Annotated in this window: 19 protein-coding genes; 4 read left to right on the top strand and 15 right to left on the bottom strand. The window is 43.8% G+C overall.

All coding sequences use genetic code 11. From position 1 onward, the window contains the following. Window positions 1-29: 29 nt before the first annotated feature. The 6 genes from WKT17_RS10330 to WKT17_RS10305 all read right to left on the bottom strand — a co-directional run bounded on the left by WKT17_RS10330 (window position 30) and on the right by WKT17_RS10305 (window position 10,187). Window positions 30-4,247 (bottom strand): SpaA isopeptide-forming pilin-related protein, encoded by a 4,218-nt coding sequence (locus tag WKT17_RS10330; protein WP_340272695.1) that lies wholly within the window; start codon window positions 4,245-4,247, stop codon window positions 30-32. Between the two features lie 250 nt (window positions 4,248-4,497). After that, window positions 4,498-6,039, bottom strand: coding sequence for a 2,3-bisphosphoglycerate-independent phosphoglycerate mutase (gene gpmI, locus WKT17_RS10325; protein WP_173747411.1), 1,542 nt, complete (start codon window positions 6,037-6,039; stop codon window positions 4,498-4,500). Between the two features lie 199 nt (window positions 6,040-6,238). After that, window positions 6,239-6,982, bottom strand: a complete 744-nt coding sequence (locus tag WKT17_RS10320; protein ID WP_291681982.1) for an amino acid ABC transporter ATP-binding protein — start codon at window positions 6,980-6,982, stop codon at window positions 6,239-6,241. Next, window positions 6,972-7,664, bottom strand: coding sequence for an amino acid ABC transporter permease (locus WKT17_RS10315; protein WP_173747410.1), 693 nt, complete (start codon window positions 7,662-7,664; stop codon window positions 6,972-6,974). The genes WKT17_RS10320 and WKT17_RS10315 overlap by 11 nt, the downstream gene beginning before the upstream one ends. Window positions 7,665-7,680: 16 nt before the next feature. Next, window positions 7,681-8,472, bottom strand: coding sequence for a transporter substrate-binding domain-containing protein (locus WKT17_RS10310; protein ID WP_173747409.1), 792 nt, complete (start codon window positions 8,470-8,472; stop codon window positions 7,681-7,683). A 215-nt stretch (window positions 8,473-8,687) separates the two neighbouring features. Next, the gene (locus WKT17_RS10305) at window positions 8,688-10,187 is read right to left on the bottom strand and encodes a peptidoglycan binding domain-containing protein (RefSeq protein WP_340272690.1); all 1,500 of its coding nucleotides are present in this window, start codon (window positions 10,185-10,187) and stop codon (window positions 8,688-8,690) included. 179 nt (window positions 10,188-10,366) lie between these two features. On the opposite strand from WKT17_RS10305, the gene WKT17_RS10300 reads away from it, so the two are divergent. Beyond that, a complete protein-coding gene (locus tag WKT17_RS10300) occupies window positions 10,367-11,284 on the top strand; it encodes a radical SAM protein (RefSeq protein WP_294542765.1) in 918 nt (305 codons plus the stop codon). A gap of 102 nt (window positions 11,285-11,386) precedes the next feature. On the opposite strand, the gene tpiA is transcribed toward WKT17_RS10300, so the two are convergent. From tpiA to gap, 3 genes are all read right to left on the bottom strand, one after another. Then, a complete protein-coding gene (gene tpiA / locus WKT17_RS10295; RefSeq protein ID WP_173747406.1) occupies window positions 11,387-12,136 on the bottom strand; it encodes a triose-phosphate isomerase in 750 nt (249 codons plus the stop codon). Window positions 12,137-12,187: 51 nt separating this feature from the next. Further along, window positions 12,188-13,381: a phosphoglycerate kinase gene (locus WKT17_RS10290; RefSeq protein WP_173747405.1), complete on the bottom strand. Its 1,194-nt coding sequence runs from the start codon at window positions 13,379-13,381 to the stop codon at window positions 12,188-12,190. 103 nt (window positions 13,382-13,484) lie between these two features. After that, window positions 13,485-14,504, bottom strand: coding sequence for a type I glyceraldehyde-3-phosphate dehydrogenase (gap, locus tag WKT17_RS10285; RefSeq protein ID WP_173747404.1), 1,020 nt, complete (start codon window positions 14,502-14,504; stop codon window positions 13,485-13,487). Between the two features lie 249 nt (window positions 14,505-14,753). Between gap and WKT17_RS10280 the strand changes: the two genes are divergently transcribed. Next, window positions 14,754-15,554, top strand: coding sequence for a histidinol-phosphatase HisJ family protein (locus WKT17_RS10280; RefSeq protein WP_294542767.1), 801 nt, complete (start codon window positions 14,754-14,756; stop codon window positions 15,552-15,554). An 85-nt stretch (window positions 15,555-15,639) separates the two neighbouring features. Here WKT17_RS10280 and mnmA read toward each other — a convergent pair whose 3' ends face one another. From mnmA to WKT17_RS10260, 4 genes are read right to left on the bottom strand one after another with little or no spacing between them, the layout of a single operon-like run. After that, window positions 15,640-16,725 (bottom strand): tRNA 2-thiouridine(34) synthase MnmA, encoded by a 1,086-nt coding sequence (gene mnmA, locus WKT17_RS10275; RefSeq protein WP_294542769.1) that lies wholly within the window; start codon window positions 16,723-16,725, stop codon window positions 15,640-15,642. Continuing rightward, window positions 16,725-17,168, bottom strand: coding sequence for a Fe-S cluster assembly scaffold protein NifU (gene nifU, locus WKT17_RS10270; protein ID WP_173747401.1), 444 nt, complete (start codon window positions 17,166-17,168; stop codon window positions 16,725-16,727). Before nifU ends, mnmA begins: the two co-directional genes overlap by 1 nt. Window positions 17,169-17,209: 41 nt before the next feature. After that, window positions 17,210-18,403 (bottom strand): cysteine desulfurase NifS, encoded by a 1,194-nt coding sequence (gene nifS / locus WKT17_RS10265; RefSeq protein ID WP_173747400.1) that lies wholly within the window; start codon window positions 18,401-18,403, stop codon window positions 17,210-17,212. A 15-nt stretch (window positions 18,404-18,418) separates the two neighbouring features. Then, entirely contained in the window at window positions 18,419-18,871 is a 453-nt protein-coding gene (locus WKT17_RS10260) for an RrF2 family transcriptional regulator (protein WP_173747399.1), read from the bottom strand. A 130-nt stretch (window positions 18,872-19,001) separates the two neighbouring features. Here WKT17_RS10260 and WKT17_RS10255 point away from each other — a divergent pair, with 130 nt between their 5' ends. Together WKT17_RS10255 and WKT17_RS10250 are read left to right on the top strand one after the other, a co-directional pair. Next, complete coding sequence (locus WKT17_RS10255) at window positions 19,002-20,321, top strand: polysaccharide biosynthesis protein (RefSeq protein WP_173747398.1); 1,320 nt, start codon at window positions 19,002-19,004, stop codon at window positions 20,319-20,321. 109 nt (window positions 20,322-20,430) lie between these two features. Further along, window positions 20,431-21,462, top strand: a complete 1,032-nt coding sequence (locus WKT17_RS10250) for a 3-deoxy-7-phosphoheptulonate synthase (protein ID WP_173747397.1) — start codon at window positions 20,431-20,433, stop codon at window positions 21,460-21,462. 73 nt (window positions 21,463-21,535) lie between these two features. Here WKT17_RS10250 and xerD read toward each other — a convergent pair whose 3' ends face one another. Next, window positions 21,536-22,420: a site-specific tyrosine recombinase XerD gene (xerD, locus tag WKT17_RS10245; RefSeq protein ID WP_173747396.1), complete on the bottom strand. Its 885-nt coding sequence runs from the start codon at window positions 22,418-22,420 to the stop codon at window positions 21,536-21,538. Window positions 22,421-22,602: 182 nt separating this feature from the next. Further along, complete coding sequence (locus WKT17_RS10240) at window positions 22,603-23,172, bottom strand: stage II sporulation protein M (protein WP_173747395.1); 570 nt, start codon at window positions 23,170-23,172, stop codon at window positions 22,603-22,605. Window positions 23,173-23,239 lie beyond the last annotated feature (67 nt).

Raw genomic sequence — 23,239 nt, 5'->3', positions numbered from 1 at the left:
ACCTCCTGACTTTATGCCAAATTCTGGTTCTAGTGTCTTTTCTTCTTTCTGCCTCTTAAAGCTGCCCCCAAAATACCGGCACTGCCTGCTAAAAGAAACAGAAACAGCACACCTCTGCTCTCATCTTCCGTTTTTACCGCCTCTGCAGCTTTTGGTGTTTCTTTTTTCACAACAGGTTCATTTACCAACTTTAAGGTCTTCTCTTTTTTCCCGTCTATCAATCCCTGTTCATCTACCGGAATCCGATATACTGTTTCGTCCAACTGATACCCGTCTCTTGTCTTTACTTCTGTAAAGAAATACGCTTTCTGATGTTTCAATTCTGTAAGGGAAATTTTTCCTTCTCTGTCAGTTGTTATTTCTTTTCCCTTTTCTAAAAGTTCTTTTCTTGTCATTTCCTTTTGTGACGCCTCTGCTTCTGCAACGACAAATACTACCTGTTCCATGGGATTCTTCTTTCGGGCATCTGTTTTTTCCAGTGTAATTCTGGTTTTGCTGTTGAATACCGTAAAACTGCAGTCTTCTGTACTGTTTCCTTCTGTCACTCGTATCTCTGCCTCATGTTTTCCTTTGTCTACTGCATAATATTCCCCGGATTGCTTCTCTTCAACCTGATATTTTCCTGGAAACAGATTTTCCGCACAGGCCATGCCCTTCTCATCTGTGACAATCTCCTGCACCGTATCGCCTTTCTTCCACACAATTTCCCCTTCCGGGCTGCAGATGTCTTCTGCTGCCGTTACCACAAACACAAAACCAGAGCCCAATATCTTTCCGCTTTCTTCATCCTTTTTTGTAACCCACAATTTTCCTTTTAAAAATTCATCTGTCATCTCGACTTTCTGGACTTCTGGCGTATCTTTTACCTCCAGCCGTATCTCCGCCGCCGTTTTATATCCTTTGGGCGCTTTTTCTTCCCTTATAATATAATTCCCCCGCTTCAGATATTTTATAACATGAGGTTTCTCTCCGGTCTCCCAGGTTTCCTGTACAGCACCATTTTCTTCTTCCAATGTCAGTTTGGCACCTTTTAATTCCTTTTTGCTTTCCTGGCTTTTTTTGGAAACTTCCAAAACAATGGGATAATTCTCAATTTCCAGTCTGCAAGTCTCTTTTCCATCTATCAGCCCCTTTTCATCTACCGCCAGTTTATAGCGCTTCCCATTATGCGCATACCCTTCCGGCGCCTTTGTCTCAACCAGATAATAAATGGTTTTGTGTTTCAGATTCACGGCCGTACATGTTCCCTTTTCATCGGTCACCAGCACCTGTCCGCCTTCTGTTGGTAATTCTGCCGTTCCCGCAATCTGTTCCTGTGTCAGCTGTTTTTCTTCAAACAGTATAAACTCCGCTCCCTGAAGCGTTTTTCCCGCTTCTCCTGCTTCGGTCTTCACAACTTCAATTCTGGTTTTCCTGTTTTTTGCTTCACACTCCACCTGGAAAATTTCTTCTCCCTCTCCCGCCTCCAAAAGTACCTCGTAAACCTTTTGACTGGCTGCATAATATTCTCCCGGCTGTTCTTCTTTTAAAATATATTTTCCCGGATACAAAGGCCCGGTCACTGCTGTCCCGTCTTCTCCTGTGGTAATCCGCTCAGCTTCTACTCCCTTTTTCATCCGAAGCGTTCCGTCTGCAGTATAGATATCTTCCCCGGCAGTAACGGAAAATACAAACCCTGTTCCCACATTTTCTTTGGTATCCTCATCTTTTTTCACAAGACGAATTTTTCCCTGCTGTGGTTTATCTGCAAAAAGGACTTCCAGATTTTCTCCCTGATTCATCCCATTATATACGGAAAATTCCAAGGGCACCGGGTTTAGAGCGTAGCCTTTGGGCGGCTGTATTTCCACCACACGGTACTGTCCTGCCTTTAACTTCTGGGGCAAGTGGAAACTTCCGGTTTCATCGGTCTCAAAAATCGTCTGTCTGGTTTCCTGGGGATACATGGAAACTAAAAATTCCTGGTCCTCCCATCCTTTTTCTGTCTGTTTCTGAATTTTAAATTTCGTTCCTTCTTTAGCTATTACTTTTCCCGTATCCGCTGCCGTCTTCACGATTTTTACCGGGCACAGAATCTCATCATTTTCCAGAATATAATATAAAGTCTGATTTTTTTCCTTTATTGTGATTTCAAAAGGCGCTGCCGGTGTATAACCCTGCGGTGTGTTGGATTCCTTTACCCGATAAGTCCCATAGAGAAGCCGCCCTTGTGGATACTTTTCGTCTTTTGTAGACGCATAGCCGTTTTTATCCGTAGTAATCGTCACTTGGTTTTTCTCGTTTCCCACTTCAGTAAAAGTAAATGAAATGCCTGCCCCGGGCTTCTTGAAACCATCCTCCTCCTGGTCCTCTTTTAATAGTTTTGTAAGGGACACATCTCCTCTTATGGGTTTTTCTTTACTGTTTATGAGAATTTTCAGCTGTGTACTGTCTTCTTCCGCCTCTGGTATGGTAACAACATATTCTTTCTCATCTGTAAGATAGCCCTCCGGCGCAGATAATTCTTTTACCCGGTAAATGCCGCAAAAGAGGTTTTCCGCTTTTCCGTACCCCTTTTTATCGGTCTTGATTTCAGTCACCTTCTCACCCTTCTTCAAGGAACCTATGTCCTCTTCTGCATAAATACCGTAAACAGCCCCTTCAAACACAGCTCCTGTGACCTGCGGCTTGTGTTCCCCGGTTTCTGCATCCTGTTTCTGCAGTTCAATCTGTCCTCTTACGGGCTTCTCTCTGCTGGTAATCACTTCTTCTGTTTTTCCTCCATCCAGTGGAAAAGTAACTTCATATCTGGTTTCATCTAAAAAATATTTTGGGGAGGATTTCGTCTCTCGGACATAATAACTTCCAGGAAGAAGATTTTCCAACACACCCATTCCCTTTTCATCCGTTACGATTTTCCCGGCCGGACTGTCCTTTTTCAGACTGCCAATGTTCTCGGCCGCATAAACCGTATATTCTGCGCCTTTTAAAGACCCGTTTCCCTGTGGTACGGGCTTTCCTGTCTCATGGTCAATTTTCTGCAGTTTTAGCCGCACTTTTATGGGTTTTTCTTTTGAATGAATTTTTACATCCGTACTGCCATCCTGCCCTGGTACCGCCACAGTATACGTCTGGGCATCCAGTTCGTATCCTGCAGGGGCCTTTGTCTCTTTTACCGTATAAGTTCCTGCTGCAAGATTTTCCAATCTTCCGTAGCCCTTTTCGTCTGTCTCAATCTTTCCGATTTCCTGTCCGTCTTTACTCACCGTATAGACAGCGCCCTGCAGGCTTCCATTTCCCTGGGCCTCGGCTTCCCCTGTCTGTGCATCGGTTTTCTGTATCTCCAGGTTTCCCAGAACTGTCCACTTCACCTGAAATTCTGTGGGCTGTGCATTTTTTATATGGAAGCATCCATAACCGGAGGTCTGGGAATCGCCTTTTGCAGGCAATACCATGGCTTCCCATCTGCCATCCTTTTCCCCATACAATTTTCCGGACTGCCAGATTTCGCCTGTTTTAGATGCTGTATCCAAAGGTGCGGAAAAATAAAAGCTTTCCCCTGCGCTTACGCTGACCTGTCCGGTCTGAATTTCTCCGGTAGATTCCTTATGCAGCTTTACACCCTCCGGACAGGTAAAAGAAATCCTGTTTTCTCCATTTTCAGAAAGATACTGTATACTTTCTGTTCTCTGATAATCTGTCCCCTTTTCATAATAAGCAGACAAGGAAGTTTTGGAAAACCGGGAAGAAACGGAAGGAATCTCTCTTCCCTCCAGCCAGTCAATAAATTCCCACACACCGGATTTTTTCACATCTGCTTCATCCATGTTGTGAAATGCATTTTCTCTGTCAAAAAAATAAGAAACCGCCAGATGGGTACGCACATATTTGGCATCCTCCAGCGAAGAATCTCCCAGACCTTCATAGGCAGACTGATCAATATAGGCTCCCTGTCCTGGTCCTCCGTAACCATAATAAAGAGCTGCTCTTAGGCCTTCATTGTCCGACTGCATCTCCGGCTCATACTCTCCGGGCGGCACAAAATTTTTGTCCGGCTCCAGACAGTACGCGGTATAATCTCCCTGTTCCGTGTGAGCCGTATAAAAATAGGTGCCATGAACACCCCAATAATGGGGATATTCCACCCATCTTCCTCTTTCCATAGTTACTTTTCCAAGTTCTGCTGCCTGCACAAAAGTGCAAAGACAGAGAAGCAGCGAAAGCACTACTCCCCAGATACGTATTTTTCTTTTTCCATGACTGCTCATAGTGTCCCCTTTCCCAGGAATCCAGAAAAAGAACACGGATGTGCCATGCAGCATAAAAACATAGCATATAACAGTCTTATCTGTTTTCCTGCTTTCGATTTTTCATGTTTTGGATTGTTCGGCCGACTGGCCCTGATGTTTTAGATTTCTTTTGAAATGTGACTTTATCATAGCACCCGGGCTGTAAAAATACAACCCGGAATACTACACAAAATCCTGTGGATTTTAAAAGGATAACTTTGTATACTTTTTATTTTTTAATCAGCAGAGATTTTCCTGTCATTTCTGCCGGCTGTTCCATACCCATTAATTCAATCAGGGTTGGCGCAATGTCTGCCAGACAGCCCCCTTCTCTCAAGCCATAAGACGGGTCTGCATTTACCAGAATAAACGGAACCGGATTTGTGGTGTGTGCTGTAAACGGTGCGCCTGTTTCATAATCCACCAGCTGTTCTGCATTTCCGTGGTCTGCACAGATAAACATCTGTCCGTTTACCTCTTTCACTGCTTCTACCGCTTTTCCCACACACTCGTCCACTGCTTCAATGGCTTTGATAGCAGCTGCTTCCACACCGGTATGTCCAACCATATCCGGGTTTGCGAAGTTGATGATAATGACATCATATTTGTCAGATTTAATCGCCTCTACCAGTTTATCGCATACTTCATAAGCGCTCATTTCCGGTTTTAAATCATAAGTTGCAACTTTTGGAGATTTTACCAGAATACGGTCTTCTCCCTCGTTTGGCTCTTCCACACCACCGTTAAAGAAGAAGGTTACATGGGCATATTTCTCTGTCTCTGCAATACGAGCCTGTTTCAGACCGTTTGCTGCCAGAAATTCTCCGAAAGTATTGTTAATGGATACTTTATGGAAAGCAACCTCTTTGTTTGGAATCGTCGGGTCGTATTCTGTAAAGCATACATAAGTCAGATCCAATCTCTTGTCTCTCGCAAAACCTGTGAAGTCATCATCACAGAAGGCTCTTGTAATTTCTCTTGCACGGTCCGGACGGAAGTTAAAGAAGATAACGGAATCCTTGTCTTTTACTGTTCCGATTGGTGCTCCGTCTTTCACAATGACAGTAGGCAGAACAAATTCATCTGTCTTATCATTGTCATAAGAAGCCTGGATAGCTTCCACAGCAGATTCAGCCTGTACGCCTTCGCCCTTTGTCATGGCATTGAAAGCCAGTTCCACACGATCCCAGCGGTTATCGCGGTCCATTGCATAGTAACGTCCCATAACGGAGGCAACCTGTCCTACACCCAGTTCTTCCATTTTCGCACAAAGCTGTTCCACATAACCTTTGCCGCCTGTAGGAGGTGTGTCTCTTCCATCCAGGAAGCAGTGTACAAAAACTTTGGACAGCCCTTCTCTTTTAGCCAGTTCCAGAAGACCGAATACATGAGTCAGGTGGCTGTGCACACCGCCGTCTGACATCAGACCGAATAAATGCAGGGCGCTGTTCTGTTCTTTTGCATTTGTCACAGCTTTTAACAGAGCTTCATTTTTGAAAAAGTCTCCATCCTCAATTTCTTTTGTAATTCTTGTCAGTTCCTGATATACAATACGGCCTGCCCCCATATTCAGGTGTCCGACCTCTGAATTTCCCATCTGCCCTTCCGGAAGACCTACGGCCATACCGCTGGCATTTCCCTTTACAAATGGGCACTGTGCTTTCAGTTGGTCCATAATCGGTGTTTTTCCTTCGCAGACCGCATTTGCCTCACACTTGTCATTCAATCCATAGCCATCGAGAATCATTAATACGGTTGGTTTTTTACTCATAGTAATTTCTCCCTTATATAAAATTTGATTTACTAACTTTTTACCCGTTTATATTTTAACAGAAATCCCAGATTTTTCAATCCCAAGATTTCCGTTTCTGCCTCTTCCAAATATTTCCCACAAAATTTTTCAAACAACAAAACTGCCAAAAGAACAAGCGGTCTTTGGGGATGACAACTGTTCTTTTGGCAGTTTTCCATTACAGTACTTTTGATAAAAATTCTTTCAGACGGGGATTCTTCGGATTGCCGAAAAATTCCTGAGGTTCTGCGTCCTCCTGAATGTTTCCTCCGTCCACAAACAGCACACGGCTGGCTACTTCCCTTGCAAATCCCATTTCATGAGTTACCACTACCATGGTCATACCCGTATGGGCCAGTTCCTTCATAATTTCCAGAACCTCCCCTACCATTTCCGGGTCCAGGGCAGAAGTAGGCTCGTCAAAAAGCATAACGTCCGGATTCATAGCCAGGGCTCTTGCAATGGCAATACGCTGCTTCTGACCTCCGGAAAGGCGTCCCGGATAGGCTCCTGCTTTATCCGGCAGTCCCACTCTCTCCAGCAGTTCATCGGCCTTTTTAGAAGCCTCTTCCTGGGTCATCAGCTTTAAAGTCACCGGCGCCAGCATAATATTTTCCTTCACGGTCTTATGTGGAAACAGATTAAACTGCTGAAATACCATGCCGATTTTCTGACGATGACGGTTAATATCCACCTTGGGATCTGTAATATCCACGTTTTCAAACAGGATTTTTCCCCCTGTAGGTTCCTCCATAAGGTTTAAAGAGCGCAGAAACGTAGATTTACCGGAACCGGAAGGTCCGATAATAGCCACAACTTCTCCTTTGTGGATTTCGGTGGAAATTCCATCCAAAACCACATTTCCATCAAAAGATTTCTGCAGGTTCTGCACCTGAATCAAAACTTCTCCTTTAGTGTTCACTCTTGCGCAGCCTCCTTTCCAGTTTGCCCATAAAGTGGGTCAGCAGCATAACCAGCACCAGGTAGAATACAGCCGCTGAAATCAAAGGCACAAACGCACTGTAAGTACGGCTCTGTACCAGAGTTGCCGCTTTTGTAATATCTGTAGTGCCGATATAACCAATAATAGCTGTTTCTTTTAACAGTACAATCAACTCATTAATCAGCGCAGGAAGCACGTTTTTAAATGCCTGAGGCATAATAATCAGCCACAGAGTCTGCACTGCAGAAAGTCCCAGACTTCTGCCCGCTTCTGTCTGTCCCTTGTCAATAGACATAATACCGGAACGGACAATTTCTGCCACATAAGCGCCGGAATTAATACCAAAGGCAATTCCGCCGATGATAATATTATTCAGATTCACACTGGCAAAAACCACGGAATAGAAAATCAAAATCTGAATCATGGACGGTGTACCGCGGATAACCGTCAGATAAATCTTTGCCAGCAGATTCAGGAGTTTCAGCTTTCCTGTCTGCTCATGAGTGGTACGGATAATGGCAATGAGAAATCCCAGCACCACACCGATACAAAGGGCCAGCAGGGTAACCAGAACGGTTGTTTTCAAACCTTCCAGCCACCAAGAGGTTGCGCCGTTATCCACAAAGTAGCGCTGAAACCATGCCTGTAAATTTTCCAACATATCTTCTGTCTCCTTATTATTTCTTCACAATGACTACCTGAGTAGCTTCCGCATAAGTGTCCGTAAAGTCCACACTTTTTTCACGCTCTGCATTGACGGTCATACCAGCAGCACCGAAATCTGCTTTTCCGGTATCTACGGTAGCCAGAATCATTTCAAATGCCATATCCTCAATCTTCAGGTCATATCCCATTTTATCGCAGATCGCTCTTGCAATATCCGCATCAATTCCCACGATTTCATCGCCTTCTTTGTATTCCCATGGCTCAAATTCTGCATTGGTAGCCATAGTAAGCGTTCCTTTAGAATGGTCTGCGTCCGCAGGAGATTCATAGGGGTGTTCTCCCACTTCATCTCCAAGATAATTGCTCTGAATCTGCTCTAAGATTCCATCTTCCTTTAACTCTTTCAACGCCTGATTCATTTCTTCCTTCAGTTCTGTGTTGCCTTTTTTCAGACAGATAGCATATTCTTCTTTATCAAAAATGCCGTCTACAATTTTCAAATCATCGTTTGCTTCCACAAATTTTTCTGCTGGGAGAGAGTCAATAACCACACAGTCAATTTTTCCGTTTTTCAACGCTTGAATCGCATCGGCTCCCTTGTTAAAACGGCTTACCTGCTTATCTTCTTTGACCGCTTCTGTCGCCTGGCTGTCTCCTGTAGTACCAATCTGCACACCAATCTTTAAATCTGCCAGGTCTTCTTTTGAAGAAATCTCCACCGGTTCTGCGCTCTTTCCACTTCCACATCCTGCTGCCGCCAGCATAGCGGCGGTCATTGCCATAACTAAAATTTTCTTTTTCATAATTGCCTCTCCTTTATTCATATAATATTCATTTATTCTGTATATAATGCATATTTATTCAACTGCTATGCATTATATCAGCTTTTCTCTCTCTTTGCAAGCGAAAAATATGCCAAAACCGCTGTGCATTTCTAATCTGTAAATATCAAATATATACATATCAGCTGCACAGCGGCCTTTTTCACCTATTTTTATGCATAGAATGATGCATAATATTAATACACAACAACAGGCGTATTCACTTCAATATTTTCATAAATCGTTCTCACATTCTCAAGAGGTGTATTAATACAGCCATGAGAACCATTGTAGAGGTAAATATCACCTCCGAATTCACTTCGCTTGGTCAAATCGTGAATCCCGATTCCTCCGTTAAAGGGCATCCAGTAATTCACGGGTTCTTCATAATCAATGCTTCCATCCGGCTTCTTTCCAACCAGCGTAAAGGGACTGGCTTTATCTTTCAGCCTCCAGACACCTCCTGCCGGGGTTCCGTTTCCTTTGTTTGGATTTCCGGTTACTACAGGAGTATCTACCAGGCATACATGGTCTTTGTAAAACCACATACGCTGCTTACTGATAGAAATTTCCACATAGGTTCCGTCAATGTCGTTTCCGCCATGAGTCTGTCCCTTGTACAGCCAGGTAGCTTCCAGTTCCTGGCTCTTGCCTTCATTCAAAGCAGCCATAAGCGCTTCTGTCGTCTTGTCCTGCCACACTCTCCAGCCATAGTCCCCGCCGGTCAGATGTACCGTGGCGCCTCCGGAAGTCTGAAAGTCCCTTGCCTTGCCGTAAGTATTATATTTTTCAGACCAGCCGATAACTACTGGTTTTACGACACTTTCATCAAAACTGTAACTGCCGTCCTCTCCTTTTTTCAGCCAGGATTTCAGCATGTCTCTGGTAATGGTTTCCGTACCGCTGCCAAAATTCACACTCAGTTGTACACTGGTCAGCGTATTCAGTCTGTCCGCCTCCTGTTTCAGCGCTTCATCTGTCTGCAGCACTGTCGGCTTCAAATAACAGTCTGCCTCTTCCAAAGAAAGAGTTTCCTTTCGTGTATCCACTGCCTCTTTAATAGCAGCAACCGTCTTTTCCTTATCCAGTGCCGTTCCCAACACTTCCGGAACAATCACATACGAGGTTCCGTTATCTTCTATGGAAGCATTCTGGGGCTGGGTCACATTGGCATCCTGCAGACACTGCAGCTGGTCGATTGCACTGGTCAGGCTGGCCTCATCATAAGAACTGTCCATACTGACTTTATAAGTTTTGTCTCCAAAAATCTGCACAGGCCAAATCCAGGAATTTTGCTTCTCCTTGGTCTTTTCCAGACCTTTATCGTCTTTATATGTGAGCTTTATCGTATCCCCGCTGATGATTTCCTTTTTATCGTCTTTTTCCTGAATGGTAAGCGTATAAGTTTCGGAAGTTTCCTTAACGTCCTTTTTCACTTCTGCCACAGTCTGTCCGCCGCATTTCACGCCGTTAATTTCCGTTCCGGGGTAAAATCGATTCTGATAGTACACAGCCCCAGCCACATAACCTGCTGCCAGAATGCATACCGCTGCCGCCGCTGTTCCCACAGCAATTTTCTTGCCGGAACCCCTCTTCCTTTTTGTTTTCTTTACACCTTTTTTCTCTTTTTTCAGTCTTTCATCCGCTTTTTTCAAGCTTTTCAATTTTTCTTTCTTATTGTCTTTTTTCCCTGACATGAATATAAACATCCTTTTTCTCTGCTTTTCCAAATTTCTCCGGTTCACATACGCTATTTTACTCCAAAAAATCCCAAAAAGAAACCCTTTTCTGGTTTTCTCTTGAAATATCCCTAAAGTTTTTATATGATGAAAAAAGCATAAAACAAAATTTATCAGGAAAGGTGACCATCTATTTTATGAAACAAGTACTTGAACATCCTCTTCTTTCCACTTCCCACTGTCGGCTCTGCCCCAGAAACTGCGAAATTGACAGAAACCATCGTGTTGGCTACTGCGGCTGTTTCTCCACCGTGAAAGCGGCCAGAGCTGCCCTGCACTTCTGGGAAGAGCCCTGTATCAGCGGTACCAAAGGCAGCGGAGCCGTTTTCTTTTCCGGGTGTACCTTAAAATGCTGCTTTTGCCAAAATCACGCCATCAGCAGCGGACAAATCGGAAAAGACTTGACGCCCCAACGTCTGGGAGAAATTTTTCTTTCGCTTCAGGAACAGGGCGCGCACAATATTAATCTGATAACTGCTACCCATTTTCTGCCTCAGATTCTTCCTGCTCTGGAACTGGTAAAAAATCGTCTGACCATCCCTGTTGTCTATAACACCAGCGGATATGAGAAACCGGAAATGATTGATTTACTGAAAAACTATGTGGACATCTGGCTGCCGGATTTAAAATATTTTGATTCAGCACTTTCCCTGCGCTACTCAAAAGCAAAAGACTATTTTGCCTTTGCCGGTCCTGCCCTTATCAAAATGGTACAGCAATGTCCCTCTCCTGTTTTTGACAGTCAGGGCATTCTGCAAAAAGGAGTTATTATACGCCATATGGTACTTCCGGGCTGTAAAGAAGATTCCATAAGACTCCTTACCTGGCTGCAGGAAACACTTCCCAAACACAGCTTCCTGCTCAGCCTGTTAAGCCAGTACACGCCTTTTTATAAAAGCAGCGATTATCCTGAAATCAACCGGCGCATTACCAGTTATGAATACAACAAAGTCCTGGACACTGCCATCGCCCTGGGACTGACCGAAGGGTTTATGCAGAAGAAAAGCAGCGCAAAGGAGGAATATACACCGCCTTTTGATTTGGAAGGGGTGTAAGAGTTCTTGAAAAAACTTTTCTGCTATACAAAAAAGACCCTGCACAGAATTTTCCATACAAGGTCTCTCTTTCCGTTGTTACATAATATCCATCGCTTTTGATTATTTATAGTTTACGATTTTACCGAAATCTGGTTTCAATGCAGCGCCGCCAACTAAACCGCCATCGATATCTGCCTGTGCAAATAAATCCGGAGCTGTTGCAGCATTTACAGAACCGCCGTACTGAATACGGATAGCTTCTGCAGTTGCTTCGTCATACACTTCTGCAATACATGCACGGATAGCCTTGCAAACTTCCTGTGCCTGCTCTGTAGTTGCTGTTTTGCCTGTTCCGATAGCCCAGATTGGCTCATAAGCGATAACCGCTTCTTTCGCCTGCTCTGCAGTAATTCCCTGGAATCCAACTTTTACCTGCTGACGGATAAAGTCCATAGTTACGCCCTGCTCTCTCTGTTCCAGAGTTTCGCCGCAGCACATAATCGGTACTAAACCGTGCTCAAATGCTTTGTGCATTTTTTTGTTAATGTCTTCGTTTGTTTCACCGAAATATTCTCTTCTCTCGGAATGTCCTAAAATGACATATTTTACACCTGCATCTACTAACATGTTTGGTGAAATTTCGCCTGTGTAAGCGCCTTTTTCTTCAAAGTACATATTTTCTGCACCCACCTGAATGTTACTGCCTTTTACAGCTTCTACAACCGGTACAATATCAATAGCAGGAACACAAAATACCACGTCTACTTCTTCATTTGCCACCAGTGGTTTCAATGTGTTTACCAGTTCAACAGCCTCACTTGGAGTCATGTTCATTTTCCAGTTTCCAGCAATAATTTTTCTTCTTGCCATGGGAATAACCTTCTTTCTTATATTTGGTGTCTTTTAAAGCCCGACCCTGACTTATTTATCGTTTGCTGCTGCAACGCCTGGGAGTTCTTTTCCTTCCAGGAATTCCAAAGAAGCACCGCCGCCTGTGGAAATATGTGTCATTTTGTCGCCATATCCCAGAATATTTACAGCTGCTGCAGAGTCACCGCCACCGATGATAGTTGTTGCATCTGTTTCAGCCAGTGCTTTTGCCACTGCTGCTGTTCCGTGTGCAAAGTTCGGCATTTCAAAGCAGCCCATTGGTCCATTCCATACAACTGTTTTTGCGTCTTTTACCGCGTCACAGAAAAGTTTTTCTGTTTCAGGTCCGATATCCATACCTTCCCATCCTTCTGGGATTTCGCCGCTCTTAACAATCTGGATGTTGCAGTCATTGGAGAAAGCATCTCCGATTCTGTGGTCTACAGGAAGAAGTAATTTCACGCCTTTTTCTTTTGCTTTTTTCTGCATATCAAGGGCATACTGTAAATAATCATCTTCACACAGAGAAATACCAATGTTTCCGCCTGCTGCTTTGGAGAAAGTATAAGCCATTCCTCCGCCAATGATTAAAGTATCCACTTTATCAAGCAGATTGTTGATAACAGAAATCTTGCTGGAAACCTTTGCGCCTCCAAGAATTGCAACAAATGGTCTTTCCGGATTGTTCACTGCATTTCCCAGGAAATCGATTTCTTTCTGCATTAAGTAGCCTACTACTGCTGTGTCAACGAACTGTGTAACACCTACGTTAGAGCAGTGTGCACGATGTGCTGTACCGAATGCGTCGTTTACAAATACATCGCAAAGAGAGGCCAGTTCTTTTGAGAAAGCTTCTCCGTTCTTTGTCTCTTCTGCTCTGTAACGTGTGTTTTCCAGCAAAACAACTTCGCCGTCTTTCATAGCGTCTACCGCTGCTTTTGCGTTTGGTCCTACCACTTCCGGATCAGCTGCAAATGTTACTTCCTGTCCTAATAATTCAGACAGACGTTTTGCAACCGGGGCAAGAGATAATTCCGGTTTTGCTTCTCCCTTCGGTTTCCCAAGATGGGAGCAGAGAATTACTTTGCCGCCGTCAGCAATCAATTTTTTAATCGTAGGAAGAGCTGCTACCAGGCGGTTTTCATCTGTAATTTTACCTTCCTGTAAGGGTACGTTAAAGTCACAGCGAACCAGGACTTTTTTTCCTTTTACGTTAATATCGTCAACTGATTTTTTATTGAGCATTAAAAAATGCCTCCTTTTCCTTATTCTTCGGGTCTGAAAAAACGAAAGGGGTCCGGCCCACAATAGACCGGACCCCTTCCTGAGCCTTTATAAATACTTGAAATTATTTGTTTAATAATTTTCCGAAGTATTTGATTGTTCTAACCATCTGGCTTGTGTAAGAGTTTTCGTTGTCATACCATGATACAACCTGAACTTCTGTTGTGCCGTTGTCTAATGGAAGAACCATTGTCTGTGTAGCGTCGAACAGAGAACCGAATCTCATACCAACGATATCACTGGATACGATTTCATCTGTGTTGTATCCGAAAGATTCTGTAGCTGCTGCTTTCATAGCATCGTTAATCTGTTCTTTTGTAACGTTTCCTTTTACAACTGCTGTTAAGATTGTTGTAGAACCTGTAGGTGTCGGTACACGCTGAGCAGCGCCGATTAATTTTCCGTTTAATTCAGGAATAACTAATCCGATAGCTTTTGCAGCACCTGTGCTGTTAGGAACAATGTTTACTGCTGCTGCACGGGAACGTCTTAAATCACCTTTTCTCTGTGGTCCGTCCAGTGTCATCTGATCGCCTGTGTAAGCGTGAATTGTGCACATAATACCGGACTGGATTTCAGCTAAGTCATTTAATGCTTTTGCCATAGGAGCTAAGCAGTTTGTTGTACAGGAAGCTGCAGAAATGATGTTGTCATTTTCTGTTAATGTTTCATGGTTTACATTGTAAACGATGGTAGGAAGGTCGTTTCCAGCCGGAGCGGAAATAACAACTTTCTTAGCGCCTGCATCAATGTGAGCCTGTGCTTTGTCTTTAGATGTGTAGAATCCTGTACACTCCAGAACTACGTCTACACCGATTTCTCCCCAAGGAAGTTCAGCTGCATTAGCTTTTGCGTAAATTTTGATTTCTTTTCCGTCAACTGTGATGGAATCTTCACCTGCTGTTACTTTATCAGCTAATTCATATCTACCCTGAGTAGAATCATATTTCAGTAAGTGAGCTAACATAGCTGGAGATGTTAAGTCGTTGATTGCAACGATTTCAAATCCTTCTGCTCCGAACATCTGTCTGAATGCAAGACGTCCAATACGTCCAAAACCATTAATTGCTACTTTTACTGCCATGATTTTCATTCCTCCTAAAAGTGATTGATTTATATGGGAGTTCTTTAACAGAGTTTAGCTTTAAAGCCTAACTTCGTTAAAGAAACATCAACCTTGTCCATATTGTACCTGTTTTTATCCAAAAATTCAAGTCTATTTTCAAAATTCCTTTTTATGAAATAGCAATTTCCTGTAATACCACTTGAAACCCCTGCAAATCAGCGTTTATAATGTAGAAAAAAGCATATTTTACAGTAAAGGAGTTTTGCCATGTATTATGATTTTCATCTGCATACCTCTTTTTCCAGTGACAGCCAGGCTCCTATGGAGTCCATGATTCAAAGAGGCATTGCCCTGGGGCTTCCCGGTATCTGCTTTACAGAACATATGGATTTGGATTTTCCCCCGGGAGAGCTGAACTTTCTGGTTGATTTGCCTGCCTACGAAAAAACCTGCCGGGAACTGAAAGAAAAATACGCAGATACCATCTCTGTGTTTTTCGGTCTCGAAATGGGACTTCAGCCTCATTTAAAAAAGGAAATTCCGACCCTTGCCACTTCTTCTGACTTTGACTTTCTCATCGGCTCCGTCCATGTAGCCGACCGTCTGGACCCCTATAAGAAAGATTTTTATGAGGGCAGAACCCAGTACCAGGCCTACCATCGGTATTTTGAAGTGGTTCTGGAAAACCTGAAAACTTTCTCCTGCTTTGATACCTGTGGGCATATTGACTATGTGGTACGCTACGGCCCTGAGAAAAACAAAGATTATTCTTACTGGGCTTACAGGGATATTCTGGACGAAATTCTCAAAACTCTGATTGAAAAGGGCATTGGACTGGAATGTAACAGTGCGGGCTTTAAATATGGACTGGGTCACCCAAACCCCACAGAGGATATTCTGACTCGCTACCGGGAACTGGGAGGGGAAATTCTGACGCTGGGCTCTGACGGCCATACACCGGAACATATGGCTTACGATTTTCCAAAAATGGGCGAGCTGTTAAAAGCCTGTGGATTCCGGTATTATACCATTTTTAAAAAGAGAAAACCGGAATTTATAAAGCTTTAAAAACCAGATTTCCAGTCTCAAAAAGGCTGCCGTATCAGACGATTTTCCTCTGATACAGCAGCCCTTTTTCTTATCTGCCTATTCTTTATGCTTTTCCCAGAATAATGCCGCCTCCTGCCACATATTCGCCCTGATAAAAGACGACAGCCTGTCCCGGCGTGATGGCTCTTTGAGGTTCTTGAAAAGTCACTATTACCTTTCCGTCACCTGCATCCTTTAGTGTACAAGGTGCACCCGAATGATTATAACGAATTTTTGCTGTAAGATTTCTGCCCTCCTCCAGCTTTTCCATGGCCATAAAATTCACCCTGTCGCAAAGCAGACTATATACGAATAAATCTTCATTTTCTCCAATGACTACCTCGTTGCTCTCAGGACGGATTTCCGTCACAAAAACGGGATGACCCATGGCAAGATTCAAACCTTTTCTCTGGCCAATGGTGTAATGGATAATTCCCTGGTGCTGCCCGATAACACTGCCGTCTTCCAGGACATAATTACCCTTTTCTGTTTTTCTGCCTGTATGCTTCTCAATAAAACCTGCATAGTCATTATCCGGCACAAAACAGATTTCCTGACTGTCCTTTTTATGTGCCACGGGAAGTCCGGCTTCCTCTGCCATACGGCGGATTTCGTCTTTTGTGTAGTCTCCCACCGGCATCAATGTTCTGGAAAGCTGTTCCTGTGTCAGATTATAAAGCGCATAGGTCTGGTCTTTTTTTGCAGTAACCGAATTGCGGATAGCATACCTGCCGTTTGGCAGCTGTTCCACTCTGGCATAATGTCCGGTAGCAATGTAATCGGCGCCAATATCCAGACTTCTCTTTAAAAGGGACTCCCATTTCACATAACGGTTACAGGCGATACAGGGATTGGGTGTTCTGCCCTCCAGATACTCTCTGGTAAAGTAATCAATGACATTTTCTTTAAACTCTTTTCTGAAATTCATGACGTAGTAGGGAATATCCAGCACTTGAGCTACTCTTCTGGCATCGTCTACGGCGCTCAGACCGCAACAGCCCCCGTTTTCTTCCTGAAACTCCCGGTCTTCCTCCTGCCATATCTGCATGGTAACGCCAATAACATCATACCCCTGCTGTTTCAAAAGCCAGGCTGCCACAGAGGAATCCACACCGCCGGACATCCCTACCACTACCTTTTTCTTTGCCATTAATATTCTTCCTCTTCTTCCTCTTCGCCCTCATGAATGTCAGATTTCGGTTTGGTCAGTCCCTCGATTTTGATTCCATTCTTTTCCGCATAATCCCATAATGCTGCATGAATAGCCTCTTCTGCCAGCAAAGAACAGTGCACCTTCACTGGCGGAAGTCCGTCCAGCGCTTCCATAACCGCTTTATTGGTTATCTGCAGTGCTTCCTGAATGTTTTTTCCTTTTACCAGTTCTGTTGCCATGCTGCTAGTGGCCACTGCTGCACCGCATCCAAAGGTTTTGAACTTACAGTCTCTGATAATCTGGTTTTCGTCAATATCCAGATAGATACGCATAATATCTCCACATTTTGCATTGCCTACAGTACCCACACCACTGGCATTTTCGATTTCTCCTACATTTCTTGGATTCTGAAAATGGTCCATAACTTTTTCACTGTACATAATAAATTCCTCCGTTTATTCAAAAAATTCTCTTATTTTTCTTACTGTTTCTGTTTTTCCTGTTTTCTTACAAAATCTTCATATAACGGGGACAGTTCCCGCAGTCTTCCCACGATTTCTTTTATCTGCTCCAGAGTGTAATCCAAGTCTTCCTTCGTAATGTCTTCCCCAAGAGTCAGACGCAGAGAACCGTGTGCAATCTCATGAGGCAGGCCGATAGCCAGAAGTACATGAGAAGGGTCTAAGGAACCGGAAGTACATGCAGAACCACTGGAACCTGCAATTCCTTTCATATCCAGCATAATCAGCAGGGATTCCCCTTCGATAAACCGGAAACTGAAATTCATATTATTCGGAAGACGTTTTACCGGGTCTCCGTTTAATTTTACATAAGGAACCTCTTTTAAGACTCTCTCAATAAGATAATCTCTCAGTTCTCTTTCCTTTTTTGTGCGCTCTTCCATGCTCTCTGCCGCTCTTTTGGCAGCCACACCATAACCTACAATTCCCGGTACATTTTCCGTTCCGGCTCTTCTCTTTCTTTCCTGGGCACCGCCGTGTACAAAAGAACGGATTTTCACGCCCTTGCGGATATAGAGAAAGCCGATTCCCTTGGGTCCGTTAATCTTATGGGCACTGGAACTTAACATATCAATGTTCATCTCGTTTACATCAATGGGAACCTGACCAAATGCCTGTACTGCGTCGGTATGGAAAAGTACCCCATGTTCTTTTGCAATCATACCGATTTCCTTCACCGGCTCAATGGTTCCGATTTCATTGTTGGCAAACATAACAGAAATCAGAATTGTTTCTGGACAGATGGCTTTCTGCAGTTCCTCCAAATCTACCAGACCGTTTTCATCTACATCCAGGTAGGTGATTCTGGCGCCCTGTTTTTCCAGATATTCGCAGGTATGCAAAATCGCATGGTGCTCAATTTTCGTAGTAATGATGTGATTGCCCTTGCCTGAATATGCTTCAAAAGCCGCCTTTAACGCCCAGTTGTCAGACTCACTGCCGCCTGCGGTAAAATAAATTTCTTCCGTTTTTGCGCCAATCACCTGTGCAATCTGCTCACGGGCCTTTGTAATAGCCTCTTTACTTCTCTGTCCAATTTCGTAAATACTGGAAGGATTTCCGTAATCCTCTGTAAAATAAGGAAGCATGGCATCTACTACTTCTTTAGAAGTCTTTGTAGTTGCTGCATTATCCAGATAAATTCTCGTCTTCATAATCTTCATCTCCTATTAATCACATTTTTGCACTTTAATTTGTCCTTTTTCCCGCACCTTGCGGCTTTCTTCTACCAGTTGGCTTATCATAATGGAATCCACTGTTTCCTGAATACTTCGATTAATTCTCTGCCAGACATACCGGGTCACGCATAAGTCTTCTCCCTGACAGTGAAGGTTATTTCCCTCGCCGCAGGAAACTGCCTCCAGGCTGCCCTCCAAAGCTCTTAGCACATCTCCTACCGAAATTTCATCTGCCGGCTTTGCCAGTCTGTAACCACCCTGGGCTCCCCGGACGCTGACCACCAGTCCCTCTTTCTTCAGCTTGCGCACAAGCTGTTCCAGATAATTGTCGGAAATGTTCTGTCTGGCAGAAATACTTTGTATGGACACTGCCTCTTCATCACTATACAGCGCCAGGTCAATCATCGCCCGCAGACCATACCTGCCCTTTGTGGAAAGTTTCAATTTATCGCCTCTTTTCAATTCCTACTATTTTAGTCGGATTTCTAATCTGGAAGTAGAATATCACCTTTCCTCTGTTCTGTCAAGCACCTTTTGGGAATATATTTAGGAAAAAGGAAAAATCGGTGAAACTATGAACGACAGGCATCTGCTTTTAAAAGGAACCCTGCTCTTAACCCTCTCCGGATTCCTGACAAAAATTCTGGGATTTATTTATAGAATATTCCTCTCCCAGGTGATTGGTGCGCAGGGCATGGGAATCTACCAGCTTATTTTCCCCATCCATACCCTGTGTTTTGCCCTCTCTGTAGGAGGGATTCAGACCGCAATCTCCAGATTTACAGCCGCAAGAGCTGCCTTAAAAGACGAGCAGGGAGCCAGAGATATTTTTCTCCTTTCCACCTTCCTGTCCGTTTTGATTGCATTGCTGTCCTCTTTTTTCCTGTACCGTCATGCCTCCTGGTTTGCAGTGCACATTCTCTTGGAAGAAAGCTGTACTCCCCTTTTAAAAATCATGGCTCTTTCCATTCCCATGGGAACTTTTCATGCCTGTGTCAACGGCTACTGCTTTGCCCGGAAAAAACTGGCCGTTCCGGCTGCTGCGCAGCTTCTGGAACAGTGCGCTCGTATTGGCACTTCCTATCTTCTTTTTCTTATTCAGACAGAACAAGGAATTTCCCCTACACCCGCCCTGGCTGTCAGCGGACTTCTGGGCGGAGAACTGGCCTCCATGGTGTTCTCCGGATTTTTTATTCTTTTGGATTATAAGAAACAGCAATATTCTTTGCGCTTTATGAAATCGCCTTTTGCAGATATAAAAGCCATTGTCTGTCTCTCCTTTCCTCTGACCTGCAACCGGCTTTTAGTCAATCTGCTGCACAGTATCGAGTCTGTGCTCATCCCCGGACATCTTAGGCTGTATGGACTGGACAATGCCTCTGCCCTTTCTGTCTATGGGACTCTCACCGGAATGGCTCTGCCGCTGATACTCTTTCCCTCTGCTATTACCAACGCCGTTTCTACGGTTTTGCTTCCCTCTGTAGCCGAGCAGCAGGCTGTTGGCAACCGCAACCACATCCGGCGCAGTATCTTTCTTTCTATGAAATACTGTCTGCTTTTAGGGGCAGCGTCTACTGCCTTTTTCTATTTTGCAGGCAATTTCCTGGGGCTGCTTCTTTTCAAAAGCGAGTTTGCCGGAACCTTTATCAAAATCCTGTCCTTTATCTGTCCCTGCCTGTACCTCTCCGGTACCCTGGGCGGCATTTTAAATGGTCTGGGGCTGGTAAACCAAAGTTTCCTGCTGAATACCCTGGGGCTTGGAGTCCGTCTGGCATTTGTCTGCCTGGTCATTCCAAAATACGGCATTATCGGATACCTTTGGGGACTGATTGTCAGCGAACTTTTGTCCACACTTTTGTCTGTTTATTTTCTTCGCGATTATTTTCACACATAATCGCTTTAAAGTTTTGAAGTATTTTGTGCAAAACTATCGACAATACTGTTTTCTTGTATTATAATTTGGTTTTGAAGAATATTGATTACGAAATACAAAGGAGACTGCCATGAGTTTTTCATTCATCAAACAACTCCCCACCCCGGATGAAGTCAAAGAACAAATTCCGGTACCCGAAAAATTAAAAAAAGCGAAAGCCATCCGTGATACCATGATTCAGGATATTTTCACCGGAAAATCAGACAAATTTCTTGTCATTGTAGGTCCCTGCTCTGCAGACAACGAGGAATCTGTCTGCGAATACACCAACCGCCTGGCCCGTCTGCAGGAAAAAGTAAAAGAACGTGTGGTACTGGTACCCCGTATTTATACCAACAAACCGCGCACCACAGGCGAGGGCTATAAAGGCATGCTGCATCAGCCTGACCCGGAAGCTAAGCCTGACGTTCTGGCCGGTATTCTGGCTATTCGCAGAATGCACCTGCGTTCTCTTGCCGAAACAGGTCTGACTTCCGCTGACGAAATGCTTTATCCCGATAACTGGCATTATCTTTCTGACCTACTTTCCTACGTTGCCATCGGCGCCCGTTCTGTAGAAAATCAGGAGCACCGCCTTATGGTCAGCGGCCTGGACATTCCGGCAGGTATGAAAAACCCTACCAGCGGTGATTTCTCCGTTATGATAAATTCTGTGATTGCAGCACAAGCCGGACACGATTTTATCTCCAGAGGCTGGGAAGTGGCTACTGAGGGAAATCCTCTGACCCACACCATTTTAAGAGGCGCCGTCAGCAAACATGGCAATACGATTCCCAACTATCATTACGAAGATTTGCAGCGTCTTCTGGATATGTACCGGGAAAAAGACTTGGCAAATCCTGCTGCCATCATTGATGCCAACCACTCCAACTCCGGCAAAAAATTCAAGGAGCAGATTCGCATTGTAAAAGAAGTACTCCACAGTCGTCTGGTCTCCCCGGATATCCGTAATCTGGTAAAAGGCGTTATGATTGAAAGTTACCTGGTAGAAGGAAGCCAGAAAATCGGTCCTGACCACGTTTACGGCAAATCTATCACAGACCCCTGCCTTGGCTGGGAAGATACCGAAAAACTCATCTATACCATTGCAGAACTCTGCTGATATCCGTACAAAACAAAACCCTTTGAGCGTATACCTTTCTCTTGGCATACCCCAAAGGGCTTTTTCTTGCTTTTTATCTTCTGGGGTGCGCTTTCATATACACATCCCGAATCTTATTCATGTTCATATTCATGTAAATCTGGGTGGTGGAAATGTCTGAATGTCCCATCATTTCCTGAACACTTTTTAAATCCGCACCATTCTGTACCAGATGGGCGGCAAAAGAATGGCGCAGGGTATGAGGTGTAATGTCCTGCTGAATACCTGCTGCCTCCGCATAGCTTTTCAGTACCTTCCAGAACCCCTGACGGCTCATAGATTTCCCGGAACAGTTTAAAAACAACATTTCACTTTCCTGAGAACCTAAAAGTTCTGCCCTGGCCCCTTCCATATAATGTTCCACAGACCTTTTCGCAGCACTTCCAAATGGAATCACTCGCTCCTTCTCCCCGCTGCTGCAGGTAATATATCCCAGTTTCAAATTAATATCTTTTAAGGTAAGGCTGATTAATTCACTTACTCTGATACCAGTGGCATACAAAAGTTCCAGCATAGCTCTGTCCCGGATTCCCTTTGCCGTGTTTTCCCGCGGCTGCTTCAAAAGCAAATCCACTTCATCTATCGTGAGAATACCAGGCATTTTTTTCTCTATCTTCGGTGCTTTCAAATGCTCAGCCGGATTTTCTTTCCAGCTTCTTGTCTGACATAAAAAATGAAAAAACGCTCTGATAGAAGCAATACTTCTGGAAATAGATGACGCTGCAAAATTCTTTCTCTCCATGTACATAACATAAGAGTTCAAAAGTGTGGCATTGACTTGCTCTACACTCTCTATTTTCTCCTCTGTCAAAAAACGCTCCAGCTTTTTCAAATCACGTTCATATGAAACTTCTGTATTTTTGGAAGTGCCTCTGGTATTATGTAAATAGCCAATAAACTCTTCTATTTCGCACTTCATATTTCATTCCCCTTCTGTAGGCATAGTTTGATTATATATCATATATCACACAAAAATCAAACCTTAATTTAACAAAAATCCCTGTTTTTAAAAGGTTTTCCCCTTTTACACAACATATCGAACGATTATTTTTACTCAAATACCACATGTGGTAAGTTGCTAAATATTAATTTTTTATGAACTCAAACCCATTTTTTCCAAATATAGTTTAAAAGATTTTGATTAACATAACTTTCCTGCCAGATTCCCAAAAGCAGGCACACGGCTGCCAAGGAAAGAAAAAAGAAATAGGCCCGATAGTCTGCCGACTCTCTTTTCCGGTTTCCCCAAAATTTCTGACTCATCTGTATTACAGAAAAGAAAAAAATCAACCAACCCGGAACATAAAAAAACATCTGGGGCACAAAGGATATAATTCCCAGGAAAATTCCCCGAATACCGTATTCCAGCAAAAATGTTGTCATAAGACTTCCCGCCAGAAATCCAAACCAGATAAGACTCATGGCAACCAGCGGAACTCCCACCGCAGTCAGACCACAAATGGTTCCAAATCCAAAAAAGACTCCTCTTCTTACCAGCAATTCTCCGAAAAGACCTGCCTTTTCTGTCTCCTTCTGCACTGCATCCGCCAGATATATGGACAAAAGACTGCTCTGATAGCCCGTCTTCTCAAAAAGCAGATTCGTGCACACAATTCCCGCTGCAAACCCTGCCATATATAATATGGAAAACATTTTACTATATTTTTTCATTCTCTTCACCCATTACAGTCTATGTTTTCCCAAAAGAAAAAAGACCCCGGATTACTCTCCCTTGGGG

This window comes from Blautia sp. HCN-20427 (assembly GCF_037890365.1).
Classification (GTDB): Bacteria; Bacillota; Clostridia; order Lachnospirales; family Lachnospiraceae; genus Blautia.
The sequence above is the reverse complement of the archived record's forward strand: the minus strand, read 5'-3'. Positions and strand labels throughout refer to the sequence as shown.